This is a genomic window from Sphingomonas sp. TX0543 (assembly GCF_048565505.1).
Classification (GTDB): Bacteria; Pseudomonadota; Alphaproteobacteria; order Sphingomonadales; family Sphingomonadaceae; genus Sphingomonas.
In genome coordinates this window covers 724,474-745,000 of the sequence record NZ_JBLZUS010000002.1, presented here as the reverse complement: position 1 = coordinate 745,000, position 20,527 = coordinate 724,474, and the positions used below count along the sequence as shown (strand labels likewise).

At 67.2% G+C, this 20,527-nt stretch carries 15 protein-coding genes and 1 rRNA gene (1 of these 16 cut by a window edge); 9 read left to right on the top strand and 7 right to left on the bottom strand.

The genetic code is table 11. The annotated features are described in order from the left end of the window. A 16S ribosomal RNA gene (locus ACM61V_RS04230) occupies positions 1-399 on the bottom strand (it extends 1,088 nt beyond the left edge of the window). Between the two features lie 436 nt (positions 400-835). Between ACM61V_RS04230 and ACM61V_RS04225 the strand changes: the two genes are divergently transcribed. Next, positions 836-2,302: a lipopolysaccharide biosynthesis protein gene (locus ACM61V_RS04225; RefSeq protein ID WP_137788219.1), complete on the top strand. Its 1,467-nt coding sequence runs from the start codon at positions 836-838 to the stop codon at positions 2,300-2,302. 314 nt (positions 2,303-2,616) lie between these two features. Continuing rightward, positions 2,617-3,537, top strand: a complete 921-nt coding sequence (locus ACM61V_RS04220) for a formylglycine-generating enzyme family protein (protein ID WP_137788220.1) — start codon at positions 2,617-2,619, stop codon at positions 3,535-3,537. A gap of 9 nt (positions 3,538-3,546) precedes the next feature. Here the strand turns inward: ACM61V_RS04220 and ACM61V_RS04215 are convergent, their stop codons facing one another. The 6 genes from ACM61V_RS04215 to ACM61V_RS04190 form a co-directional block, all read right to left on the bottom strand. Then, complete coding sequence (locus tag ACM61V_RS04215; RefSeq protein ID WP_137788221.1) at positions 3,547-4,812, bottom strand: adenosylmethionine--8-amino-7-oxononanoate transaminase; 1,266 nt, start codon at positions 4,810-4,812, stop codon at positions 3,547-3,549. Continuing rightward, a complete protein-coding gene (bioD, locus tag ACM61V_RS04210) occupies positions 4,809-5,438 on the bottom strand; it encodes a dethiobiotin synthase (protein ID WP_137788222.1) in 630 nt (209 codons plus the stop codon). Before bioD ends, ACM61V_RS04215 begins: the two co-directional genes overlap by 4 nt. Next, positions 5,435-6,559, bottom strand: a complete 1,125-nt coding sequence (locus ACM61V_RS04205; RefSeq protein WP_137788223.1) for an 8-amino-7-oxononanoate synthase — start codon at positions 6,557-6,559, stop codon at positions 5,435-5,437. The genes bioD and ACM61V_RS04205 overlap by 4 nt, the downstream gene beginning before the upstream one ends. 50 nt (positions 6,560-6,609) lie before the next feature. Further along, positions 6,610-6,741 carry a hypothetical protein gene (locus tag ACM61V_RS04200; RefSeq protein ID WP_283214579.1) on the bottom strand — a complete coding sequence of 44 codons (132 nt, stop codon included), beginning with the start codon at positions 6,739-6,741 and terminating at the stop codon, positions 6,610-6,612. Between the two features lie 63 nt (positions 6,742-6,804). Further along, entirely contained in the window at positions 6,805-7,308 is a 504-nt protein-coding gene (locus ACM61V_RS04195) for a methylated-DNA--[protein]-cysteine S-methyltransferase (protein WP_137788224.1), read from the bottom strand. Between the two features lie 50 nt (positions 7,309-7,358). Continuing rightward, on the bottom strand, positions 7,359-7,952 hold the full coding sequence (locus tag ACM61V_RS04190; RefSeq protein WP_137788225.1) for a TlpA family protein disulfide reductase: 594 nt from the start codon (positions 7,950-7,952) through the stop codon (positions 7,359-7,361). A gap of 16 nt (positions 7,953-7,968) precedes the next feature. Here ACM61V_RS04190 and argH point away from each other — a divergent pair, with 16 nt between their 5' ends. The 7 genes from argH to pbpC all read left to right on the top strand — a co-directional run bounded on the left by argH (position 7,969) and on the right by pbpC (position 20,523). Continuing rightward, complete coding sequence (gene argH, locus ACM61V_RS04185) at positions 7,969-9,330, top strand: argininosuccinate lyase (protein WP_137788252.1); 1,362 nt, start codon at positions 7,969-7,971, stop codon at positions 9,328-9,330. Between the two features lie 2 nt (positions 9,331-9,332). Then, entirely contained in the window at positions 9,333-9,590 is a 258-nt protein-coding gene (locus tag ACM61V_RS04180; protein ID WP_137788226.1) for a hypothetical protein, read from the top strand. Beyond that, a complete protein-coding gene (gene lysA / locus ACM61V_RS04175; RefSeq protein WP_137788227.1) occupies positions 9,590-10,846 on the top strand; it encodes a diaminopimelate decarboxylase in 1,257 nt (418 codons plus the stop codon). The genes ACM61V_RS04180 and lysA overlap by 1 nt, the downstream gene beginning before the upstream one ends. Continuing rightward, on the top strand, positions 10,843-11,595 hold the full coding sequence (locus ACM61V_RS04170; RefSeq protein WP_249341730.1) for a precorrin-2 dehydrogenase/sirohydrochlorin ferrochelatase family protein: 753 nt from the start codon (positions 10,843-10,845) through the stop codon (positions 11,593-11,595). The genes lysA and ACM61V_RS04170 overlap by 4 nt, the downstream gene beginning before the upstream one ends. Next, entirely contained in the window at positions 11,592-12,545 is a 954-nt protein-coding gene (locus tag ACM61V_RS04165; protein ID WP_137788228.1) for a CorA family divalent cation transporter, read from the top strand. Before ACM61V_RS04170 ends, ACM61V_RS04165 begins: the two co-directional genes overlap by 4 nt. Positions 12,546-12,619: 74 nt before the next feature. Next, on the top strand, positions 12,620-18,397 hold the full coding sequence (locus ACM61V_RS04160; RefSeq protein ID WP_137788229.1) for an alpha-2-macroglobulin family protein: 5,778 nt from the start codon (positions 12,620-12,622) through the stop codon (positions 18,395-18,397). Continuing rightward, positions 18,394-20,523: a penicillin-binding protein 1C gene (gene pbpC, locus ACM61V_RS04155; RefSeq protein WP_419713816.1), complete on the top strand. Its 2,130-nt coding sequence runs from the start codon at positions 18,394-18,396 to the stop codon at positions 20,521-20,523. Before ACM61V_RS04160 ends, pbpC begins: the two co-directional genes overlap by 4 nt. Positions 20,524-20,527 lie beyond the last annotated feature (4 nt).

The following is a 20,527-nucleotide window of genomic DNA, read 5'->3' as shown; positions in this document are numbered from 1 at the left end:
TTACAACCCTAAGGCCTTCATCACTCACGCGGCATTGCTGGATCAGGCTTTCGCCCATTGTCCAATATTCCCCACTGCTGCCTCCCGTAGGAGTCTGGGCCGTGTCTCAGTCCCAGTGTGGCTGATCATCCTCTCAGACCAGCTAAGGATCGTCGCCTTGGTGAGCCTTTACCTCACCAACTAGCTAATCCTACGCGGGCTCATCCCTGGGCGATAAATCTTTGGACTTACGTCATCATCCGGTATTAGCAGTCGTTTCCAACTGTTATTCCGAACCCAGGGGCAGATTCCCACGCGTTACGCACCCGTGCGCCACTAAGCCCGAAGGCTTCGTTCGACTTGCATGTGTTAGGCATGCCGCCAGCGTTCATTCTGAGCCATGATCAAACTCTCAAGTTTATGCCTCCAAACCATCGCAGTGGAATAACCACGACAGCCCAGATCATCTCAAGGAGCCTATCCTGCACATCAATTTACTGTGGATAAGTAACAAAAGACATGCAAGCTAGGCTTGGCTTTAACCGAGCTACCGACGCCTTGAGGCCATCGGACCCGGAGCCGCCGCCCACATGTCCCTTCATCTAAACCAACAATGTCAAAGAGCCGACAAAAACCGACGCCCTGCCCAACCCCTTTTCCTCGGGGCGGCCATAGCGCCTGATTTCCGGTGACCAACAAAGCAAACCAAATGGCCACCCCGTCGGTGAAACCCCTCTAGGCCCCACCACACCAACTCGTCAAACACTTTTTGCAATTTTATGTCCGTCATCGACGAAATCGCCGGATTCCGCGGGTTTTAACGCACTGTGAAGGCGGCAAGGCTAAGCCCGCATCGATGGATGCCACGGCGAATCAACCGAATGAACCAGCGGAATCGCTCTCGCGGCAGGTAAGAAACGCCGTGATCTGGCGCTCCGGGAGCCAGATTCTGGCGCAGCTTGTGCAGTGGGCCGCGACCTTCCTCGTGATCCGCATCCTCAGCCCGCACGATTATGGCCTTTATGCGATGACCGGCGTCTTGCTCGTGTTCCTTAACATGCTCAACGGCTATGGATTGGCGAGCGGCCTGGTGCAGCGGCAAACCATAACGCACCACGAGGTGCGCCAGCTTTTCGGCATGCTGATCGCGCTGAATCTGACGCTCGGAATCATACAGCTGGCGATCGCGCCGCTGGCTGCCGACTATTATCGACAACCACAGGTCGCGACGCTGCTGCGAGTGCAAAGCCTGCTCTATATAGCAACGCCGTTCATCGCGCTTCCTTATGCCCTGCTTAGTCGCGAGATGGACTTCCGGCGCCAGGCGAAAGTCAACATGATCGCCTCGATCGCCAGCGCCAGCACCGCGCTCGCCGGCGCACTGGCCGGTTGGGGAGTATGGACGCTGGTGTTCGCGCCGATGGCGTTGTTCTTCACTCGCGCGATCGGGATGACGGTCGCGGCGCGCGTGTTGGTATGGCCATCGTTCAATTTCCGCGGCGCGGGGGGGCTTGCGCGCTTCGGTGGAGTAATGGCGGCGAGCCAGCTGTTCTGGTTTCTGCAAAGCCAGGCCGACGTGTTCATCGGCGGCCGGCATTTCACGCCGCACATGCTCGGCATCTACACAACCAGCCTGTTCCTGACGCAGATCTTCGTTTCCAAGTTTGTCCCGCCGCTGAACGAGGTGGCCTTTTCGGCCTATGCCCGTATCCAGCACGATGCGGATGCGACGGCCGCAGCGTTCCTGAAGGCGGTCCGCGTCATTATGCTGGTCGCGCTGCCGTTCTATTTCGGGCTGGCGATAACGGCCGAGCCGCTTGTCCTGACCATGCTGGGCGATAAATGGGCAGAAGCTGTCCCAGTGGTGCGCCTGCTTGCCTGCGCGATGCCTTTCATGACGCTGCAGGTGCTATTCTCGCCGGCGTGCGACGCGCTGGGGCGGCCGGGGATCGGCGTGCGCAACGGCGCGACCGGCGCGGTCATTCTGGCAACTGCCTTCATGATCGCGGTGCGCTGGGGCCCGGTCGGGCTGGGATGGGCGTGGATCTGCGCCTATCCAATCTATCTCGGGTTCACCTGCTGGCGATCGCTACCGGTGATCGGCGCCAGCCCTGCACGTGTCGCGCGCGCGATCGCCCCGCCGCTCGCCGCCGCCTCCGCAATGGCCGCGACGGTATGGATCGTCGATGAGAAATTGCCGCCACTGGCGCCGATGCCGCATCTCGGCGTGCTGGTCGCGATCGGCGCGGCGGTCTATGGAGCAGCGCTGCTCGCCTTCGCCCGCGAAACGATCGCGGAATTGATCGCTCTCATCCGGCATTGAGTGCGCGGGCAACCGCGTCGATTCGGTCAGCGGTTTCGCCAGGATCGACAGCATCGGACCTCTGCATCGGACCTCTGGCTGCGGGCGCCGACCTGCGACGACGAGCGGATCGGCCACGGGCTATGGGCTATGGGCTATGGGCGGCAAGGACGGGGCTGTCGTCTTTCCGCCAAACAGTATTCGCCCGGCAATGGCGCGGCCGACCATCGCGCTTGACGCATGACGCAAGTCCGTGTCCGGTTCTGCCGGTGTCATCATCGGAGTTTGTCTGCTCGTCAGACGGAGCGTGACTATTGGCTGCTAACCGCGAGAATATGCGCCTGTTGGACGGCGGGCGCTTCATGATGGGATCGGATCGCCACTATCCCGAAGAGGCGCCGGCCCGGCCGATGCGGGTCGATCGGTTCTGGATCGACGAAACGCCGGTCACCAACGCCGACTTCGCTCGTTTCGTCTCGGAGACCGGCTACGTCACTCTGGCCGAGAACGCGCCGGATCCGCGCGACTATCCCGGCATGGACCCGGCAATGGCGCGGCCTGGCTCTCCGGTTTTTCGCCGCACCTCCGGCCCGGTCGATCTGAACGACCCTGGCCAGTGGTGGGAATTCTGCTTCGGCGCCAACTGGCGCCGGCCGCTCGGACCGGAAAGCTCGATCGTCGGGCTGGAGGATCACCCGGTCATCCATGTCGCCTATGCCGATGCGGAAGCCTATGCCGCATGGGCAGGCAAGTCGCTGCCGACCGAGGCGGAGTGGGAATACGCCGCGCGCGGCGGCCTCGACGGCGCGGATTATGCGTGGGGCGACGAACTTGCGCCGGGCGGGGCGATGCTGGCGAATTACTGGCAGGGGCTGTTCCCCTTCGCCAACCAGTTGCTCGACGGATATGAGCGGACATCGCCCGTGCGCAGCTTTCCGCCCAATGCGTATGGGCTGTGGGACATGATCGGCAACGTTTGGGAATGGACGGCCGATCAATATGCCCAGCCTTCGCCCGCCGCTGGCACGAAGGCGCGCTGTTGCGCACCCGCGCGTCAACCGCGTGGCGCACGTCGGCGCGTCAGTCATCACCCCGCCGTCTCGCAGGATCGGATCGTGCAAAAAGTGCTCAAGGGTGGATCGCACCTGTGCGCCGCGAATTACTGCCAACGCTATCGCCCTGCCGCGCGCCATCCGCAATCGATCGACTCGGCGACCAGCCACATCGGCTTCCGATGTGTTGCGCGCGATCTCTGACGATGACTGTCAACCGCCGCGCGCGATATCGTCCAGAGCATTGGCGATCCCGGCGTACAGGAGATCGAGATCGCGGTCGTCGATGCAATACGGCGGCATGACATAGATCGTATTGCCGAGCGGACGGAGCAGCAGGTCGCTCTCGCGGAAGAGCCGGAGCAGGCGCGGCCCAAAATGCGAGAGATAGCCGCCACCGCGCGAATCGATCACGTCGATCGCGGCAATCGTGCCGATCGCGCGCGGATTGGCGACGCCGGCACGGCCGGTCAGGCCCGCCAGCCGCGCTGCCTGTCGGGCCGCGAGGTCGTCGATACGATCTTGTACCGGCTCGTCGCGCCAGATCGCCAGATTGGCGTTGGCGGCGGCGCAGGCGATCGGATTGGCCGTGTAGCTGGACGAGTGGAAGAACATTCGCGCCCGATCCGGCGACAGGTGCGCCTCGAAGATCGCCTCCGTCGCCATCGTCACCGCGAGCGGGATCGCCCCGCCCGTCAGCCCTTTCGACAGGCACAGGATATCGGGCACCACCCCCGCCTGCTCACATGCCAGCAAGCTGCCGGTGCGGCCCCAGGCGGTCATCACCTCGTCCGCGATGAAAAGAACGCCGTGGCGCGCGCAGATCGCACGCATTTCTGCCAGCACCCACGGCGGATAGATCAGCATCCCGCCCGCGCCGAGCAGCAACGGCTCGACGATCAGCGCGGCAGGGGCGTCGCGACAGGCCGCGTCGAGCGCGTCCAGCGTCCCTTGTTCAGCGCCGGCGGCGGGAAACGGCAGCGTGCCGACATCGAACAGCAGCTGGGAATAGACCGCGTTGTACACGCCGCGCTCACCGACCGACATCGCCCCGATCGTATCGCCATGATAGCTGTGCTGCATCACCAGGATGCGATTGCGTGGCTCCCCGCGATTGGCCCAGAAGCCGAGCGCCATCTTCAGCGCCACCTCCACACTCGTCGATCCCGAATCCGAATAGAAGACGCGGGTCAGCGCGGGTGGCATGATCGCGGTGAGCCCGTTCGCCAGCGTCTCGGCCGGCTCATGCGTCCAGCCGGCGAAGATAATCTGATCGAGCCGCTCGGTCTGCGCCGCGATCGCCGCCATGATCTTCGGATTGCAATGGCCGTGGGTGGTCACCCACCACGAAGAGATGCCGTCGATGATCCGCCGGCCATCGCGCGTATATAACGCCGCTCCGTGCGCGCGGGTGACGAGCGGGGTAGGCTCGCCCAGACCGTGCTGCGTGAACGGATGCCAGACCGGCGAGCCCGTCAACGGAAATCGCCCACGTCGAAATGAGCGGCGAAAGCGCGCGCCAAAGTGCCGGCGTCAAGCCGATCGAGCAGCGGAAGCCGGCCTAGCCGCCGAACCGCGCCGATCTGCGCGATCGTCGTCTCTGAATCGGGCTGCTCCTCCCCCACGAAGGCCATGCCAAGAATCGGGACGCCGCGCCGCCGGAGCGCCTCGATCGAGAGCAGGCTGTGATTGATCGTGCCGAGCGCAGTGCGCGCGACGATCACCACCGGCGCATTCCAGCGCGCGAAGAGATCGGCGAACAGCAGATCGCGGGCCACGGGCACCATGACGCCACCGGCCCCCTCCACTACCAGCGGCCCTTCCACATCGGGCAGTGCGAGCCGCGCGGGATCGACCGTGACGCCATCGATCTCCGCCGCGCGGTGGGGCGAGCAAGGCGTGCTCAGGCGGTATGACTCGGGCAGGATTTGTGCCGCTGCCACGCCAGCAAGCTCGGCGACGCTTTCCCGGTCGCCGCGCGGTTCGACGCCCGCCTGAACCGGCTTCCAGTAATGAGCACCGAGCGCCCCCGTCAGCGCGGCGGCGAAAACGGTTTTCCCGACATCGGTATCGGTGCCGGTGATGATGATCCTTGGATGCTTCATGCGCGCAAACTCCCAATTCGCTCGGCCAGTGCGACGATATCTTCCTCGCCCACATTGAGCGTGATCGAGATGCGCAGCCGCGCCGTACCGGCGGGAACGGTCGGCGGACGAATGCCGCGCACGTCGAACCCTGCCTTCTGCAACCCGGCGGCGAGCGCCATCGTCTTTGCATCCTCACCTATCACCAGCGGCAGGATCTGCGAGCCTGTCGGCGCCGTCCCGTGGGGCGCCAGCGCTGCTTCGGCGAACGCGATCAGCCGCACCAGTCTTGCGCGCCGCTCCGGTTCGTCCGCCAGAATCCGCAGGCTCTCACGCGCGGCGCTCGCCATCAGCGGCGACGGCGCGGTGGAGAAGATGAAGCCGCGCCCGCGATTGACGAGGAAATCGCGCATCACGCGGGGGCCGCAGAGCAGCGCGCCCTCGCAGCCCATCGCCTTGCCGCAGGTTCGCAAGGTGATGACCTGTTCCCGGCCTTCCAGATTGGTCGCCAGCCCGCGGCCTTGTTCGCCGAAGACGCCGGTGGCATGCGCCTCGTCGATCAGCAGCATCGCCTCGTGCCGTTCCGCGACGGCGAACAGTTCCTCAAGCGGCGCACGATCCCCGTCCATGCTGTACAGGCTCTCGACCGCGATCCAGGCTCGCCCCATCCCGCCACCGCGGCGCCAGCGGGTAATCGCGTCTTCGAACGCGCCAGCATCGTTGTGCGCAGCGCCGACATGGTCCGCCCGCCCGATCCGCATTCCTTCGTGCGCGCTCGCGTGAATCAACGCATCATGCACGACCAGATCGCCGCGCTGCGGGAGCGTGGAGAACAGGGTTTCGTTGGCGGTGAAGCCGCTAGAGAAAAACAGGGCGGCTTCGCTGCCGAAGAAGGCCGCCGCCTCCGCCTCGAGCGCTTCATGCTCGGCGTCGTTGCCGCGCAGCAGGCGCGATCCGCCCGCCCCCACAGCAACGCCGCGTTCAAGCGCCGCCACTACCGCCGCGCGCAAACGCGGCGAGTCGGCAAGCCCGAGATAGTCATTCGACGAAAAATCCCGCCCCATGCGCGGTGCGAGGTGGCGCAGCCGCGCCCGCGACGCGAGGTCGCGCAAAACGTGTTCCTGGGCAATCAGCAAGCTCATGCGCGCGCTATACCGGATAGTATGCGGCGCGCGACAAGCGGATTGGCGCATCAACGCTGGTTTTTGCGCCGCCCCCAGATGCGTTCACGCTCGCGACGCCGATGGCGGATAAACAGTACCAGTGCAGTCGCCAGGCCGATCACGAAAAGGGCGAGCAACACATAAGCGATTTCAAGACGCATCGGCGAGACTCTTGCTTGGGCGTTATCTTACCCAACGATCGGGCCATGCCATTGGCTCCCCGCTTAGATCGCCTGCCCGTTTACGCGGCGCTCAAGCTCGAGAAGCGCCTGCTTGGCGGCGAGGCCACCAGCGAATCCCGTCAGCGCGCCGCCCGCCCCGATCACACGATGACATGGCGCAACGATCGAGAGCGGGTTGCGCCCGTTGGCCGCGCCAACGGCCCGCGCCGCGCCGGGACGGCCGAGAGCGCGGGCGATAGCGCCGTAACTGGATGTCTCGCCGAACGGAATGGTCAGCAGCGCCATCCATACCGCCCGCTGAAAATCCGTGCCACCGAACCGCAGCGGCAAATCGAACGCGCGGCGTTTTCCGGCGAAATACTCGGTGAGCTGGCGTTCGGCGTTCGCCAGCACGGGGTGCCCGGGCGCGTCCACGGTGGCGGGCAGCGGCACGCGCGCGGGATCGTCATCCTGCCACAGGATCGCGACGAGTGCGTCGTCGTCCCCGACCAGCCGTAGTTCGCCGACCGGGGTGACAATCGTATTGCCCGACAGGGTTTTGCTCATGTCAGCCGCCATGCCCCAATGTGCGCCCGCGCGCTTCCCGGCGCTTGCGATCAAAGCGCCTCTTGGATCAGCTTGCGCGCTTCCGGCGAAGCCCAGTCCATCGCACCGGAGACGCGCCAGACCTCGCGCCCCTTCGAATCGAACAGGATCGTCGTCGGCAGGTTTACGCGGTAGCCAAGGCTGAGGTTCATCTGAGGATCGGTATAGGGCTGAATCCGATGCAGCCGCCGTGCGGTGACGAACGGGGCCACTTTCGCCTGGTCCATATCCTGGCTGACCGCGACCACCTTTACCCGATCGCCGGACCGCGCGGCCAGCGCGTCGAGGCTGGGCAACTCCTTCACGCACGGCGCGCACCATGTCGCCCACAGGTTCAGCAGCACCGGTTTGCCGCGAAAATCCGCAAGCTTCGCCAGCTTCCCATCTGGCCCGGTGAACGCAGCGTTGATCGCCGCCGTGCCGTGCTGGGCGCGATCGACCGCGCCCGCCTTGCCCTGCGCGGGCTTGGTGGCGACCACCTCGTCGGGTGCAATCGCATTATCCGCCGCTGCGGTCGCTTGCCCGCTGCCTGGGCTTTGCCTATCGCAGCCGCCGGCGGTGAATGCCAGCCCGAGGAGAAAGACGATCGCCGAACGCGAAGCCATGAGCGGTTCCAATCAGATGTGGGGCGGGCGTTTCGCCGAAGGCCCGGCTGCGGTGATGCGTGAGATTAACGCCTCGATCCCGTTCGACAAGCGGATGTGGCAACAAGATATCGCCGCGTCGCAGGCGCATGTCGCGATGCTCGCCGAGCAGGGCGTGGTGGCGGCGGAGGACGCCGCGACGATCTCGTCCGGGCTGGACAGGGTGGCGGCCGATTATGCCGAGAACGGCGTGCCCGACGATCTGACGCTCGAAGACATCCATATGCTCACCGAGGCGCGGCTCGCCGACGCGATCGGCCCGGTCGCGGGGCGGCTGCACACCGCCCGCAGCCGCAACGATCAGGTCGCGACCGATTTCCGCCTCTGGGTGCGGGATGCGATCGATCAGACGCTGGCGGCCCTCGATGCGCTCGATGCGGCGCTGCTGGCGCGGGCGGAACAGCATGCGGGCGACGTCATGCCCGGCTTCACCCATCTGCAGTCCGCACAGCCGGTGACGCTCGGCCATCACCTGATGGCTTATCACGAGATGATCGCCCGCGATGGCTCGCGCTTCCAGGATGCGCGCGCGCGGATGAACCTCTGCCCGCTCGGCTCGGCGGCACTAGCCGGCACGAGCTTCCCGCTCGATCGCCAAGCGACGGCGGCGGCGCTTGGTTTCGACGGGCCGACCCGCAATTCGCTCGACGCGGTTTCGGATCGGGATTTCGCGATCGAATATCTCACCTGCGCCGCGCAATGCTCGCTGCACTTGTCGAGGCTTGCGGAGGAATTCGTGCTGTGGGCATCGCAGCCGTTCGGCTTCGTCAGCTTGAGCGATCAATGGTCTACCGGCAGCTCGATCATGCCGCAGAAGCGCAACCCAGACGCGGCCGAGCTGGTGCGCGGCCATGCCGGCCGGATCACCGGCTGCCTCGTCAGTCTGATGGTCACGATGAAAGGCCTCCCGCTCGCCTATTCGAAGGACATGCAGGACGATAAACCGCCGGTGTTCGAATGCCACGACCTGCTCGGCCTCAGCATCGCGGCGATGACCGGAATGATAGCGAGCGCCACCTTCCGCACCGATCGGATGCGCGCGCTGGCGGAGAGCGGCTTCGCCACCGCCACCGATCTGGCCGACTGGCTGGTGCGCGAGGCCGACGTGCCGTTCCGCGAGGCGCACCACATCACCGGCCGCGCGGTCGCCCGCGCCGAAGCGCTTGGCGTGACGCTGGACAAGGTGCCGCTCGCCGATCTGCGCGCGATCGACGCGCGGATCGATGATCGCATTTATTCGGTGCTGTCCGTGGATGCGTCCGTCGCGAGCCGGACCAGCTTCGGCGGCACCGCGCCAGCCAATGTACGCGCCGCCATCTGTGCGGCGCGGGGAGAGTGACGATGAAGCGCGCATCGACGAAATATGAATTAGCCGCGATTGCGGCGCTCCTGCTGGTGCTCGCGGCGTGCGGCCGCTCGCACGGCCTGCAACCCGCGAAGGGCGAGAGCCTGCCCCCCGCGCCCTATGGCACCGAGGATCCACCGCTGGGCAATCAGCTCATCCGCGCCACTCCGCAGGAACGCCCGGCGCGCGGCGACGAGCTGTTGACCAATTCCATGGACCGCCGGTCGGACCAGTTCGACCTGCCGCCGCGCTGATGGATCATTTCACGCTGATCGACGGCGCGCTGCATTGCGAAGGCGTGTCGCTGGCGAAGATCGCCGCGGAGGTGGGCACGCCCGTCTACGTCTATTCCGCCGCGACATTGCGCCGCCACGCGCAGGTTTTTCGTGAAGGCTTGAAGCCGGCCGGGCGGATCCACCTTGCCTATGCGATCAAGGCCAACCCCAATATCGGCGTGCTGCGCGTGCTCGCGGACGAAGGTTATGGCGCGGACGTGGTCTCGGGCGGGGAGATGGCACGCGCGCTGGCGGCGGGAATGCCGGCGCACGACATCGTCTTTTCTGGCGTCGGGAAGACCGATGCAGAGTTGGTGAAGGGCCTGGAGGCCGGGATCGGCCAGTTCAATCTGGAGCTGGAGGAGGAAGGCGAGGTGCTCGCCGCGCTCGCCGCCGCGCGCGGGCTGACCGCCCCGGCCGTGCTGCGCGTCAATCCCGATGTAGATGCCGGCACGCACGCGAAGATCTCCACGGGGAAGCGTGAGAACAAGTTCGGCGTGCCGATCGATCTCGCGCCGGCGATCTTCGATCGGCTCGGCCCGCTGGATGGGCTGAACCTGCGCGGCATCGCGATCCATATCGGCAGCCAGCTTTTCGATCTGGCGCCGCTGGAAGCCGCCTATCGCCGCGTCGGCGAACTCGTGGCGGAGCTGCGCGCGCGCGGTCACGCGATCACGCACGTCGATCTCGGTGGTGGCCTCGGCGTGCCATACCGGCCCGGCGATGCGCCGCCACCGCCCGCGGATTATGGCGCCATGGTCGCCCGTGCGACCGCCGGCTGGGATGTCCAGCTGATGTTCGAGCCGGGCCGGGTGATCGCGGGCAATGCCGGCGTCCTGCTGACCGAGGTGATCTGGGTGAAGCCGGGTGTGGCCCATCCCTATGTCATCGTCGATGCGGCGATGAACGACCTTGCCCGCCCGGCGATGTACGATGCGTGGCACGATTTCGCCGCCGTACGCCCGAGCGGAGAGACGATGATGGCGAACATCGCCGGTCCGGTTTGCGAGACGGGGGACACGTTCGCGATGGCGCGCGAGATTGATCGCGTCGTGCGCGGCGATCTCGGCATATTCCGCACTGCCGGCGCCTATGGCGCTACTATGGCCTCCACCTACAACAGCCGCGCGCTGGTGCCCGAGGTGCTGGTCGATGGCGATCGCTACACCGTCGTCGCCGATCGCATCGCGGCCGAGACGATCCTCGCGGCCGAGCGCGTGCCGGACTGGCTGTGACGCTGCACAGCCTTCCCCTGTTCGTCCGGCTGAAGGGACGGCCGGTGATATTAGTGGGCGAAGGCGAGACGGCGGAGGCGAAGCGGCGCCTGCTTGAACGCGCCGGCGCGATCGTGGTGGATGAGGCGCACGCCGCATCGTTAGCGATCGTCGTGGACGATGAGGCGGCGGTCGCGCGGCTCAAGGCGCGCGGCGTTCTGGTGAATGCGGTCGACCGGCCGGCGCTGTGCGATTTCACCCTGCCCGCCATCGTCGATCGCGCGCCGGTGATCGTGGCGATCGGCACCGGCGGCGCATCGGCCGGCCTGGCGGCGGCGCTACGTCAGCGGCTGGAGGCGCTGTTGCCAGCTAACCTCGGCCCGCTGGCTTCGGCGCTACACGCCGCGCGCGAGGCATGGCGCGGTCGTTATGCCGATGCGGCCAGCCGACGGCGTGCGATCGGCGCGGCACTGGCGGCCGGCGGCGCGCTCGATCCGCTACGCGATCATGGCGTAACCCCGGATGCAGGACCACCGGATGAAGAGCGCCTGACCGGCGGGATCGTCAGATTGCGGCTTCGCTCCGCCGACCCCGACGACCTGACGCTGCGCGACGCGCGTGCGCTCGCCAATGCCGATCTGGTGAGCCACCGCCCCGGCGTGCCACCCGCCATCCTCGATCGCGCGCGCGCCGATGCCATTCGGATCGAATGTGCCGCCGCCCCGTTGAACGCGCCGGCCGGGCTGACTGTCGATGTGGAGATGCTGTGAGCGGATTCGGATATCGTATCGATGAAGGCAAGCCGCGCCGCATTACCGTGGCGGACGCGCTCGATTGCTCCGCCGGCTTCGTATGGGTGCATCTGTCGGCCACCAATGCTGAGGCCGCCGCGTGGTTGCGCGATCAGGCGAAGCTCCCCGAATATGTCGTGGAATCGCTGATCGCGCAGGAAACGCGGCCGCGCTGCGACGGCTATGATGCGGGCGCCTATCTCAATCTGCGCGGGCGCACCGAGGAGGACCTCGATTCGTCCGATCTGCTCGCGTCCGTGCGCATCTGGGCAACGCGAGGGCGCGTCATCTCGGTGACGCGCAAGCATCTGCTCGCCACCGATACGGTCGAGGAATCGGTGAAGCAGGGCAGCGTTACCGATCCCGGCGATCTCATCACTGCTTATGCCACCGCGATTACCGCCGATCTCGATCCGGTCGTGGCCGCGCTGGGCGACGACATCGATGATTGCGAACAGGCGCTGGACGCCGACCGCGTCTACGAATTGCGACGCCTGGTGACGCGCGTGCGGATCACCTCGATCGGTTATCGCCGCTTCCTCAATCCGCAGCGCGCGGCACTGGAGAAGATGGCGCAGCTTCCCGGTGACTGGCTCGACGGCGACGATCGCGCCCATGTCGCGGCCGCCGCCGATCGCGCCGCGCGAATGGCGGAGGAACTGGAGGCGATCCGTGAACGCGCCAGCCTGATCCACGAGACGCTGACCGATCTGCGCGCGGAACTGATCGACACCCGCAGCCTCATCATCGCGATAGCCGCGATGATATTCCTGCCGCTGACTTTCATCACCGGGCTCTACGGCATGAATGTCGACGGCCTGCCTTATGCGCACGAGCCGTGGTCGTTCGACGCTATCATGGCCGTGTGCGTGCTGATCTCGGTTGGCGCGATCGTCTATTTCATGCGCAAGCAATGGTTTCGCCGCTGAGCTGATCCGCACGTTTCCCGCTGGACTTCGGGCGCCTCCCGCCGATAGCGTCGGCGCGTCTCGGGAGGGTATGCATGAAGATCGCCGCCAAGCTTGCCGTGCTCGCGCTGGCGATCGCGCCGGTCGCGGCGCTCAGCGACAATGCGCCGCGGGTGATCCTGGCGCAGCCGGGTATCGGCGACGGGGCGATCGAGCGGTTCACGATGCGATTCAGCCAGCCGATGGCGCCGCTGGGCGATCCGCGCGCCGCCGCTCCCGCCGCCACGCAATGCCCGGTCGCGGGTCAGGGTCGCTGGGCGGATCAGCAGACCTGGGTCTATGAATTCGCAAAGCCGCTGCCGGGCGGCACGACATGCAGCTTCAAGACGGTGGATGGGCTGAAAAGCGTCGCCGGCTATGCGCTTGCCGGTACGCAAAGCTTCACGGTGGACGCCGGCGGCCCTGTCGCGCGCGCCGTGCTGCCATCGGGCGGCGGCGACGAGATCGAGGAGGACCAGACCTTCCTGGTCGCGGCCAATATGGCGCCCGATCCACGCTCGGTCGCGGCCCATGCCTATTGCGCGGTGGACGGCATCGGCGAGAAGATCCCCGTCGACGTGCTTGCCGCCGACCTGCCCGGGAAGCTCATCGGCGCGATGGGCAAGGATCGCTGGGAGGTGCGCAGCTTCCTTGAGAGCGCGGGCCTGCCCGGCGATCTCGCGCAGGCCTCCCCCGCCGATCGCCAGCGCGCGATGGTCGGGGTTGTGGCGCTGAAATGCCGCCGCAACCTGCCGCCGGGGCGCGACATGGCGCTGCTGTGGGGCGCGGCCATCATCGGCGCAGGCGGCAAGATCGCCGGCACCGATCAGCGTTTCGACTATACCGTGCGCAAGCCGTTTGCCGCGCGCTTCGAATGCTCGCGCGTGAACGCGCAAGCCGGGTGCAGCCCGGTCGAGAAAGCCTATGTCCGCTTCTCCGCGCCGGTGCCGATGTCCACCGCGCAGGCGATCCGCTTCACGTTGCCCGACGGCAAGCAGATCGCGCCTGCGTTCAGCGCCGATGACAAGAAGAAGGCGACGATCGCCGATATCACCTTCGCCGCGCCGCTCCCTTTCGCCACCACCGCGAAGCTGGAGTTACCGCAGGGGGTTAAGGACGAGAGCGGCCGCGCACTTTCCAACGCCGAGCGCTTCCCGCTTGAGGTCCGCTTTGATCGCGCCCCGCCGCTGGTGAAGTTTGCCGCGCCGTTCGGCATCATCGAGGCGAAGGAGGGCGGGGTGCTCCCGGTAACGGTGCGCAATGTCGAACCGGCGCTGCAGGGCCGCAACCTCGCGGTGGGCGGACAATCCCAGCGCATCGCCGACGATGACGGGCAGATCGCGGGCTGGCTGCGGCGCGTGGGATCGGCGGACGACAACCGATATGAGACGGTCACGCGCGGCAAGGATCGGGTGGAAATCAACCATACCGGCGACACGTCGATCCTCACCGGCAAGGGCGCCCCGCTGAAGGTCGCGCTGCCCGGCAAGGGGCAGGATTTCGAGGTGGTCGGCCTGCCGCTCGGCAAGCCGGGCTTCTATGTCGTCGAACTCGCCAGTCCCGTGCTGGGCCGTGCGCTGCTGGGGCGCGACGCGCCGCGCTACGTCGCCGCCGCCGCGCTCGTTACCAACATGGCGGTGCATTTCAAATGGGGCCGGGAACGCAGCCTGGCCTGGGTCACGGCGCTGGATAGCGGCAAGCCGGTTGCCAATGCGGCGGTGGCGATCACCGATAGCTGCACGGGCGCGCTGCTGGCTCGCGGCACTTCAGATCGCAACGGCGTGGTGACGGTGCAGGGCGGGCTGCCGGAGCCGGAAACCTACGGAAGCTGCAACGACAATTCGACCGCGCATCCGCTGATGGTTTCCGCGCGGGCGAACGGCGATTTCAGCTTCACCCTTACATCCTGGGGCGAGGGCATCCGCCCTTATGACTTTGACCTGCCCTATGGCTATTCCAAGCCGGACGACGTGTTCCACACCGTCTTCGATCGCGCGCTGGTCCGCGCCGGCGAGACGATCAACATGAAACATATCGTCCGCCACCCGGTTGGCGCGGGCTTCGTGATCCCGGCCGGCTTCAGCGGCACGCTGCGCCTGTCGCATCGTGGATCGGACACCGAGTTCGATCTTCCGCTGACGATCGACGCGCGTGGGATCGGCGAGACAAGCTGGACCGCACCGAAGGGCGCCCCGATGGGCGATTACGACCTGCGCGTGATAGCGGGTGATCGCACGATCTATACCAACCAGTCGTTCCGGCTGGACGAATATCGTTTGCCCACGATGCGCGCGAGCGTGAGCGGGCCGAAAGGCGCGGTCGTGCGCCCAAAGACGGTGCCGCTCGACCTGTTCGTCGGCTATCTCTCCGGCGGTGGCGCCTCGAACCTGCCGGTGGACCTGCGCGTCGGCTGGTTCGCGCGCCGCGCCAACCCGGATGGATACGAAGCCTATACGTTCGGTGGTCGCGCGGTGCAGGAAGGCGTGCGGGCGCTCAACGGCGACGGCGAGGAGGATGCGCCAAGCCTGCCGCCGACACAGACGCTGCCCGCCACGCTCGGCGGCGACGGAAGCGGGCGACAGGCGATCGATGTTCCGCGGAACCTTGACGGCACCACCGACATGACCGTCGAGATGGATTATCAGGATGCCAACGGCCAGACGCTCACCGCGTCGCGCAGCATCCCGGTTTTCGCCTCACGCGTGCAGCTTGGCGTAAAGACCGACGGCTGGCTGATGAAGCAGGACGATCTGCGCCTGCGCTTCGTGGCGCTCGATCCCGATGGCAAGCCGGTCAAGGGGCAGAAGATAAGCGTCGCCTTTTACAGTCGCCAGATTCTGACGGCGCGGCGGCGGCTGATCGGCGGCTTCTACGCCTACGACAATCAGATGCGAACGACCAAGCTGTCCGCGTCTTGCTCCGCCACGACCGACGCACAGGGGCTGGCGCAATGCGGCGCCGATCCGGGAATTTCGGGCGAGGTCTATGCCGTCGCAACGACTACGGATGCGGACGGGAACGTCGCCCGGGCGGTGAAATCGGTGTGGCTGGCGGGCGATGACGACTGGTGGTTCGGTGGCGATAACGGCGATCGCATGGATCTCGTGCCCGAGCAGCCCGCCTATAGGGCTGGGGATACCGCGCGCTTCCAGGTGCGGATGCCGTTCCGCGACGCCACCGCGCTGGTGACGGTGGAGCGCGAGGGCGTGCTCTCCAGTTTCGTCACCGAACTTTCGGGAAAAGACCCGGTGGTCGAGGTGAAGATGCCGGGCAGCTATGCGCCGGACGTCTACGTTTCGGTGCTGGCGGTGCGCGGCCGCGTAACGCAAAGCTGGTGGGGCTGGTTCAAGAGCCTGTTCGGCGCGCGCGACGAAGCGCCCAAGCCGACCGCGCTGGTCGATCTCTCCAAGCCTGCGTATCGGCTCGGCATCGCCAAGGTGAAGGTGGGCTGGGAAGCGCATACGCTCGGCGTGGCGGTGAAGGCCGATCGCGAGCGTTATGCCGCGCGCGACACCGCGCAGGTGGCGATCCAGGTGCGCGGGCCGGACGGGAAGCCCGCGCGCACCGCCGATGTCGCCTTCGCCGCAGTCGATCAGGCGCTGCTCCAGCTTGCGCCCAACGAATCGTGGGACGTGCTTACCGCGATGATGGGCGATCGCCCCCTATCCGTCCTCACCGCCACCGCGCAGATGCAAGTGGTGGGCAAGCGACATTACGGGCGCAAGGCGGTGGAGGCCGGCGGCGGCGGGGGTGATGCCACCGCGCTCAACCGCGAGAATTTCCAGCCGGTGCTGCTGTGGAAAGGCCGCGTCGCGCTGGACGCGAACGGGCGCGCGGTGGTGCCCGTTGCGCTCAATGACGCGCTCACCTCGTTCCGGCTGGTCGCGATCGCCACCGACGGCGCGGACCGCTTCGGCGCGGGCGCCACCAATATCCGCAGCGCGCAGGATCTGTCGGTCTATGCCGGCTTGCCGCCGGTTGTCCGCACCGGGGACAGCTATGCGGCTGGCTTCACGCTGCGCAACGGATCGGACAAGCCGATGACGGTGACGGCGGAGGTTTCGCTCACCCCGCGCATCGCGACCGGCCGGCCGCTCACCGTGACAATCCCCGCTGGCGGCGCGGCGCCGATCGCGTGGAATCTCGTCGCGCCACCGGTCGCCGGCACGCTGCGCTGGCAGGTAAGCGCGACGGCCAGTAACGGCCGCGCCGCAGACAAGGTGACCGTAACGCAGGAGGTGGTGCCCGCCGTCCCCGTGGAGGTATGGGCCGCGACGCTGGCGCGGGTCGGTGCGCAGACCAGCATTCCGGTCCGCGCACCGGCAGGTGCGCTCGGGGGCATGGGATCGGTCGATATCCGGCTGGACGATACGCTCGCGCCGCCGATGGCCGGGGTCCGCGCGTTCATGGCGGCCTACCCTTATAACTGCTTCGAGCAGCAGATGAGCCGGATCGTCGCGCTGGGCGACACGGCGGGCTGGACGCGGCTTGCCGCCGACATTCCGGCCTATCAGGCATCGGACGGCCTGCTCCGCTACTGGCCAAGCGAAAGCCTGAACGGATCGGAGGCGCTGACCGCCTATGTGCTGTCGATGGCCGGCGAGGCCGGGCTGCCGATCCCCGAGGCTAGTCGAAGCCGGATGATCGAGGGGCTGCGCGCCGTGCTGGACGGGCGTGTGCGGCACGAAGAATATGGCGACGTGCGGCTCCAGCGCCTCGCGGCGTTCGCGGCGCTCGCGCGCGCCGGCGCGGCGGGCCCGGCGATGCTGGGACAGATCGGGATCACCCCCGCGGAAATGCCCACCGCCAGCCTCGCCGATTATCTGATGGCGCTCGATCGGGTCCCCGGCCTCGCCAACGCGCAGGCGCTGCGCGGGGCGGGCGAAAACGCGTTGCGCAGCCGGCTGGTCTATGAAGGCACGCGGCTCGATCTGTCGGACGCGTCGAACGCCCCGTGGTGGCTGATGTCTTCGGCGGATGAAGGATCGATCAAGGCGCTGCTGGCGACTCTTGGCCGCCCGGGCTGGCAGGATGAAGGCGCGAAAATGATGGTGGGCGTCGCCTCTCGCCAGACGCGCGGACGCTGGGATACCACCACCGCCAATGCGTGGGGCGCATTGACGGTACGACGCTTCGCCCAGCTATACCCCGCCAGCGCGATCGCCGGCACGACCGTTGCGACGCTCGGCAATCGCACCGCCAGCTTCGCCTGGCCGCTGGCGGCCGACAAGCGGCAGGCGTCGCTGCCACTGCCGATGACGCAGACGCCGCTGGTGCTGCGCCAGTCCGGCGGGGCAGGGCCGTGGGCGACCGTATCGGTGAAGGCGGCGGTGCCCCTCGCCCAGCCGCTCTCGGCGGGATATCGCCTTTCGCGCAAGGTGGAGGTGGTGCAGCGCCGCATCGCCGGGCAGCTCACGCGCGGGGATGTGCTGCGCATCACGCTGACGGTGGACGCCGCCGCCGAGCGAAACTGGGTAGTGCTCGACGATCCGATCCCGGCTGGCGGCACGATCATCAGTGATCTCGGTGGCCAGTCCAAGCTGCTCGCGGATCAGGCGAATGCCGGCGACGGCGTCAAATTCGGCGCGGTCGATGGCGACGGCAAGCTATGGGATGTGCAGGCTGGCGTCGTCCCGGCCTATGTCGAGCGTGGCAATACCGCATGGCGCGGCTTCTATGCCTGGGTGCCGCGCGGGCGCTTCCAGGCGTCGTACATGCTGCGGCTGAACGGCGCGGGCCGCTTTCAGCTTCCGCCGAGCCGCGTCGAGGCGATGTATTCGCCGGCGATCCATGCCGCGGTGCCCAACGCGCCGGTGGTGGTCGTGCAGCGGTGACGGACATCCTCGCGCCTGCCGAGCCGCGGCGGCGCGCATGGCCCGTGATCGTGATCCTGCTTGCGGCCACGCTGTTTGCGCTGGCGGACTGGCTCACGCGCCCGCCGCCGCTCCCCGGCTATGAGCAGGTGCGCGCGGCGTGGCACCCGTCGGAGGCGTGGCTCTATGACCGCAATGGCGCGTTACTCGATTCCTCGCGCGTCGATTTCGCCACCCGGCGGCTGGCATGGACCCCGCTCGAACAGATCGCCCCGGTCGTCCGCACGACGACCATCGCGGCGGAGGACCGTCGCTTCGAGGATCATGCCGGGGTGGACTGGCTCGCGCTCGGCGGCGCGCTGCGCGATCGGTTGAGCGGCAAGCACCCGCGCGGCGCAAGCACGCTGACGATGCAACTCGCGGGGTTTCTCTCCCACGATCTCGCGCGGCCCGGCGCGCGTGGCTGGCTGGACAAGTTACGCCAGATCCGCGCCGCACGAGCGATAGGAGCGCGCTGGAGCCACGACCAGATACTCGAAGCTTATCTCAACCTGGCCGGATTCCGCGGCGAGGCGCAGGGGATTGGCGCCGCGGCGCTCGGCCTGTTCGGGAAGACGCCGGCGACGTTCACCCGCGACGATGCGTTGCTGCTCGCCGCGCTGCTTCCCAATCCGCAGGCGCCCGCCGGTCGTGTCGCGAACCGCGCCTGTGCGCTGGCGCGCGAGCGGCGCTGCGCGCGCTTTCAGGCGCTCGCCGCCTCGATGCTCGGCCCGGCACGGAGCCTCGCGCTCGATCCGGGGCTTGCGCCGCATCTCGCCGATCGGCTGCTTACCAGACCGGGCCTCAAGATCCGCACGACGCTCGACATCGCCGTGCAACGTGTCGCGATCGCCGCGCTGCGTCGCCAGTTGCTCGGGCTTGGCGCGACCCGCGCGCGCGACGGGGCGGTGATCGTGGTGGACAATGCCAGCGGAGACATCCTCGCTTATGTCGGCGGGATCGGCGGCAATTCCACTGCGCCGGCCGTGGATGCGGCCAACGCCTATCGCCAGGCGGGATCGACACTGAAACCTTTTCTGTACGCGCAGGCGATCGAGAAAGGCTATCTCACCCCCGCCTCGATCCTGGAGGATTCGCCGGTCCAGCTCGACACGGCCTCGGGTCTTTATGTCCCCCAAAACTATGACCGCGCGTTCAAGGGGCCGGTTTCAGCGCGCGCCGCACTAGCGGGCTCGCTCAACGTCCCGGCGGTGCGCACGTTGCTGCTGGTCGGGGTGGACCCGTTCCGCGACCGATTGTGGGATACCGGCTATCGCGGGCTGGTGGAGGATGGCGGCTATTATGGCTTCAGCCTAGCGCTAGGTTCAGCAGAAGTGACGCTGGCGGAGCAGGCCGCCGGCTATCGCAGCCTGGAACAGGCGGGCCGCTGGTCACCCCTTCGGCTGCGGGCGGACGATCCGCGCGTCGCGCCACGCGCGATCACGACCCCGCAGGCGGCGTGGATCGTCAGCGATATGCTGTCCGATCCGGTCGCCCGTGCCGGCACGTTCGGGCTCGACTCAGCTCTCCGGCTGCCGTTCTGGGCCGCCGTGAAAACCGGGACATCGAAGGCAATGCGTGACAATTGGTGCATCGGTTTTTCGGCGCGCTTCACGGTTGCGGTGTGGGTCGGCAATGTCGAGGGGGATGCGATGCGCGCCGTTTCCGGCACCAGCGGCGCGGCGCCGGTGTGGCGCGACGTGATGCTGGCGCTCGGCGGCGGACGTGAGCCGGCGCCCCCGCCCGGAATTGAGGCCCGTGGCGTGACCTTCGCCGGCACACGGGAGCAGCCGCGCCGAGAATGGTTCGTAGCCGGCACCTCATTCGCCCGCGCCGACACCGCACCGGCCGAAGCGCGACGACCAAGGATCGCCGCGCCGGTATCAGGCAGTGTCTATGCGCTCGATCCGGATATTCCGCGTGATCGGCAACGGCTGGCGATCGCCGTGAGCGGTGCGACAGCGCTGCACCGGCTACAACTCGACGCACGTGATCTGGGTGCGCCGAACGCTGCCCCGCTGATTTTTCCCGCGCCGGGCAAGCACCAGCTGGCGTTGGTCGACGTGGCCGGGCGCATTGTCGACCGCGTGACCTTCACGGTGCGTTGAGCGT

Excerpts from the sequence above, each read along its gene's own strand:
- ACM61V_RS04225 (WP_137788219.1), top strand. The coding sequence starts at position 836 with ATGGATGCCACGGCGAATCAACCGAATGAACCAGCGGAATCGCTCTCG.
- ACM61V_RS04220 (WP_137788220.1), top strand. The coding sequence starts at position 2,617 with ATGCGCCTGTTGGACGGCGGGCGCTTCATGATGGGATCGGATCGCCAC.
- bioD (WP_137788222.1), bottom strand. The coding sequence starts at position 5,438 with ATGAAGCATCCAAGGATCATCATCACCGGCACCGATACCGATGTCGGG.
- ACM61V_RS04205 (WP_137788223.1), bottom strand. The coding sequence starts at position 6,559 with ATGAGCTTGCTGATTGCCCAGGAACACGTTTTGCGCGACCTCGCGTCG.
- ACM61V_RS04200 (WP_283214579.1), bottom strand. The coding sequence starts at position 6,741 with ATGCGTCTTGAAATCGCTTATGTGTTGCTCGCCCTTTTCGTGATCGGC.
- ACM61V_RS04195 (WP_137788224.1), bottom strand. The coding sequence starts at position 7,308 with ATGAGCAAAACCCTGTCGGGCAATACGATTGTCACCCCGGTCGGCGAA.
- ACM61V_RS04190 (WP_137788225.1), bottom strand. The coding sequence starts at position 7,952 with ATGGCTTCGCGTTCGGCGATCGTCTTTCTCCTCGGGCTGGCATTCACC.
- argH (WP_137788252.1), top strand. The coding sequence starts at position 7,969 with ATGTGGGGCGGGCGTTTCGCCGAAGGCCCGGCTGCGGTGATGCGTGAG.
- ACM61V_RS04180 (WP_137788226.1), top strand. The coding sequence starts at position 9,333 with ATGAAGCGCGCATCGACGAAATATGAATTAGCCGCGATTGCGGCGCTC.
- lysA (WP_137788227.1), top strand. The coding sequence starts at position 9,590 with ATGGATCATTTCACGCTGATCGACGGCGCGCTGCATTGCGAAGGCGTG.
- ACM61V_RS04160 (WP_137788229.1), top strand. The coding sequence starts at position 12,620 with ATGAAGATCGCCGCCAAGCTTGCCGTGCTCGCGCTGGCGATCGCGCCG.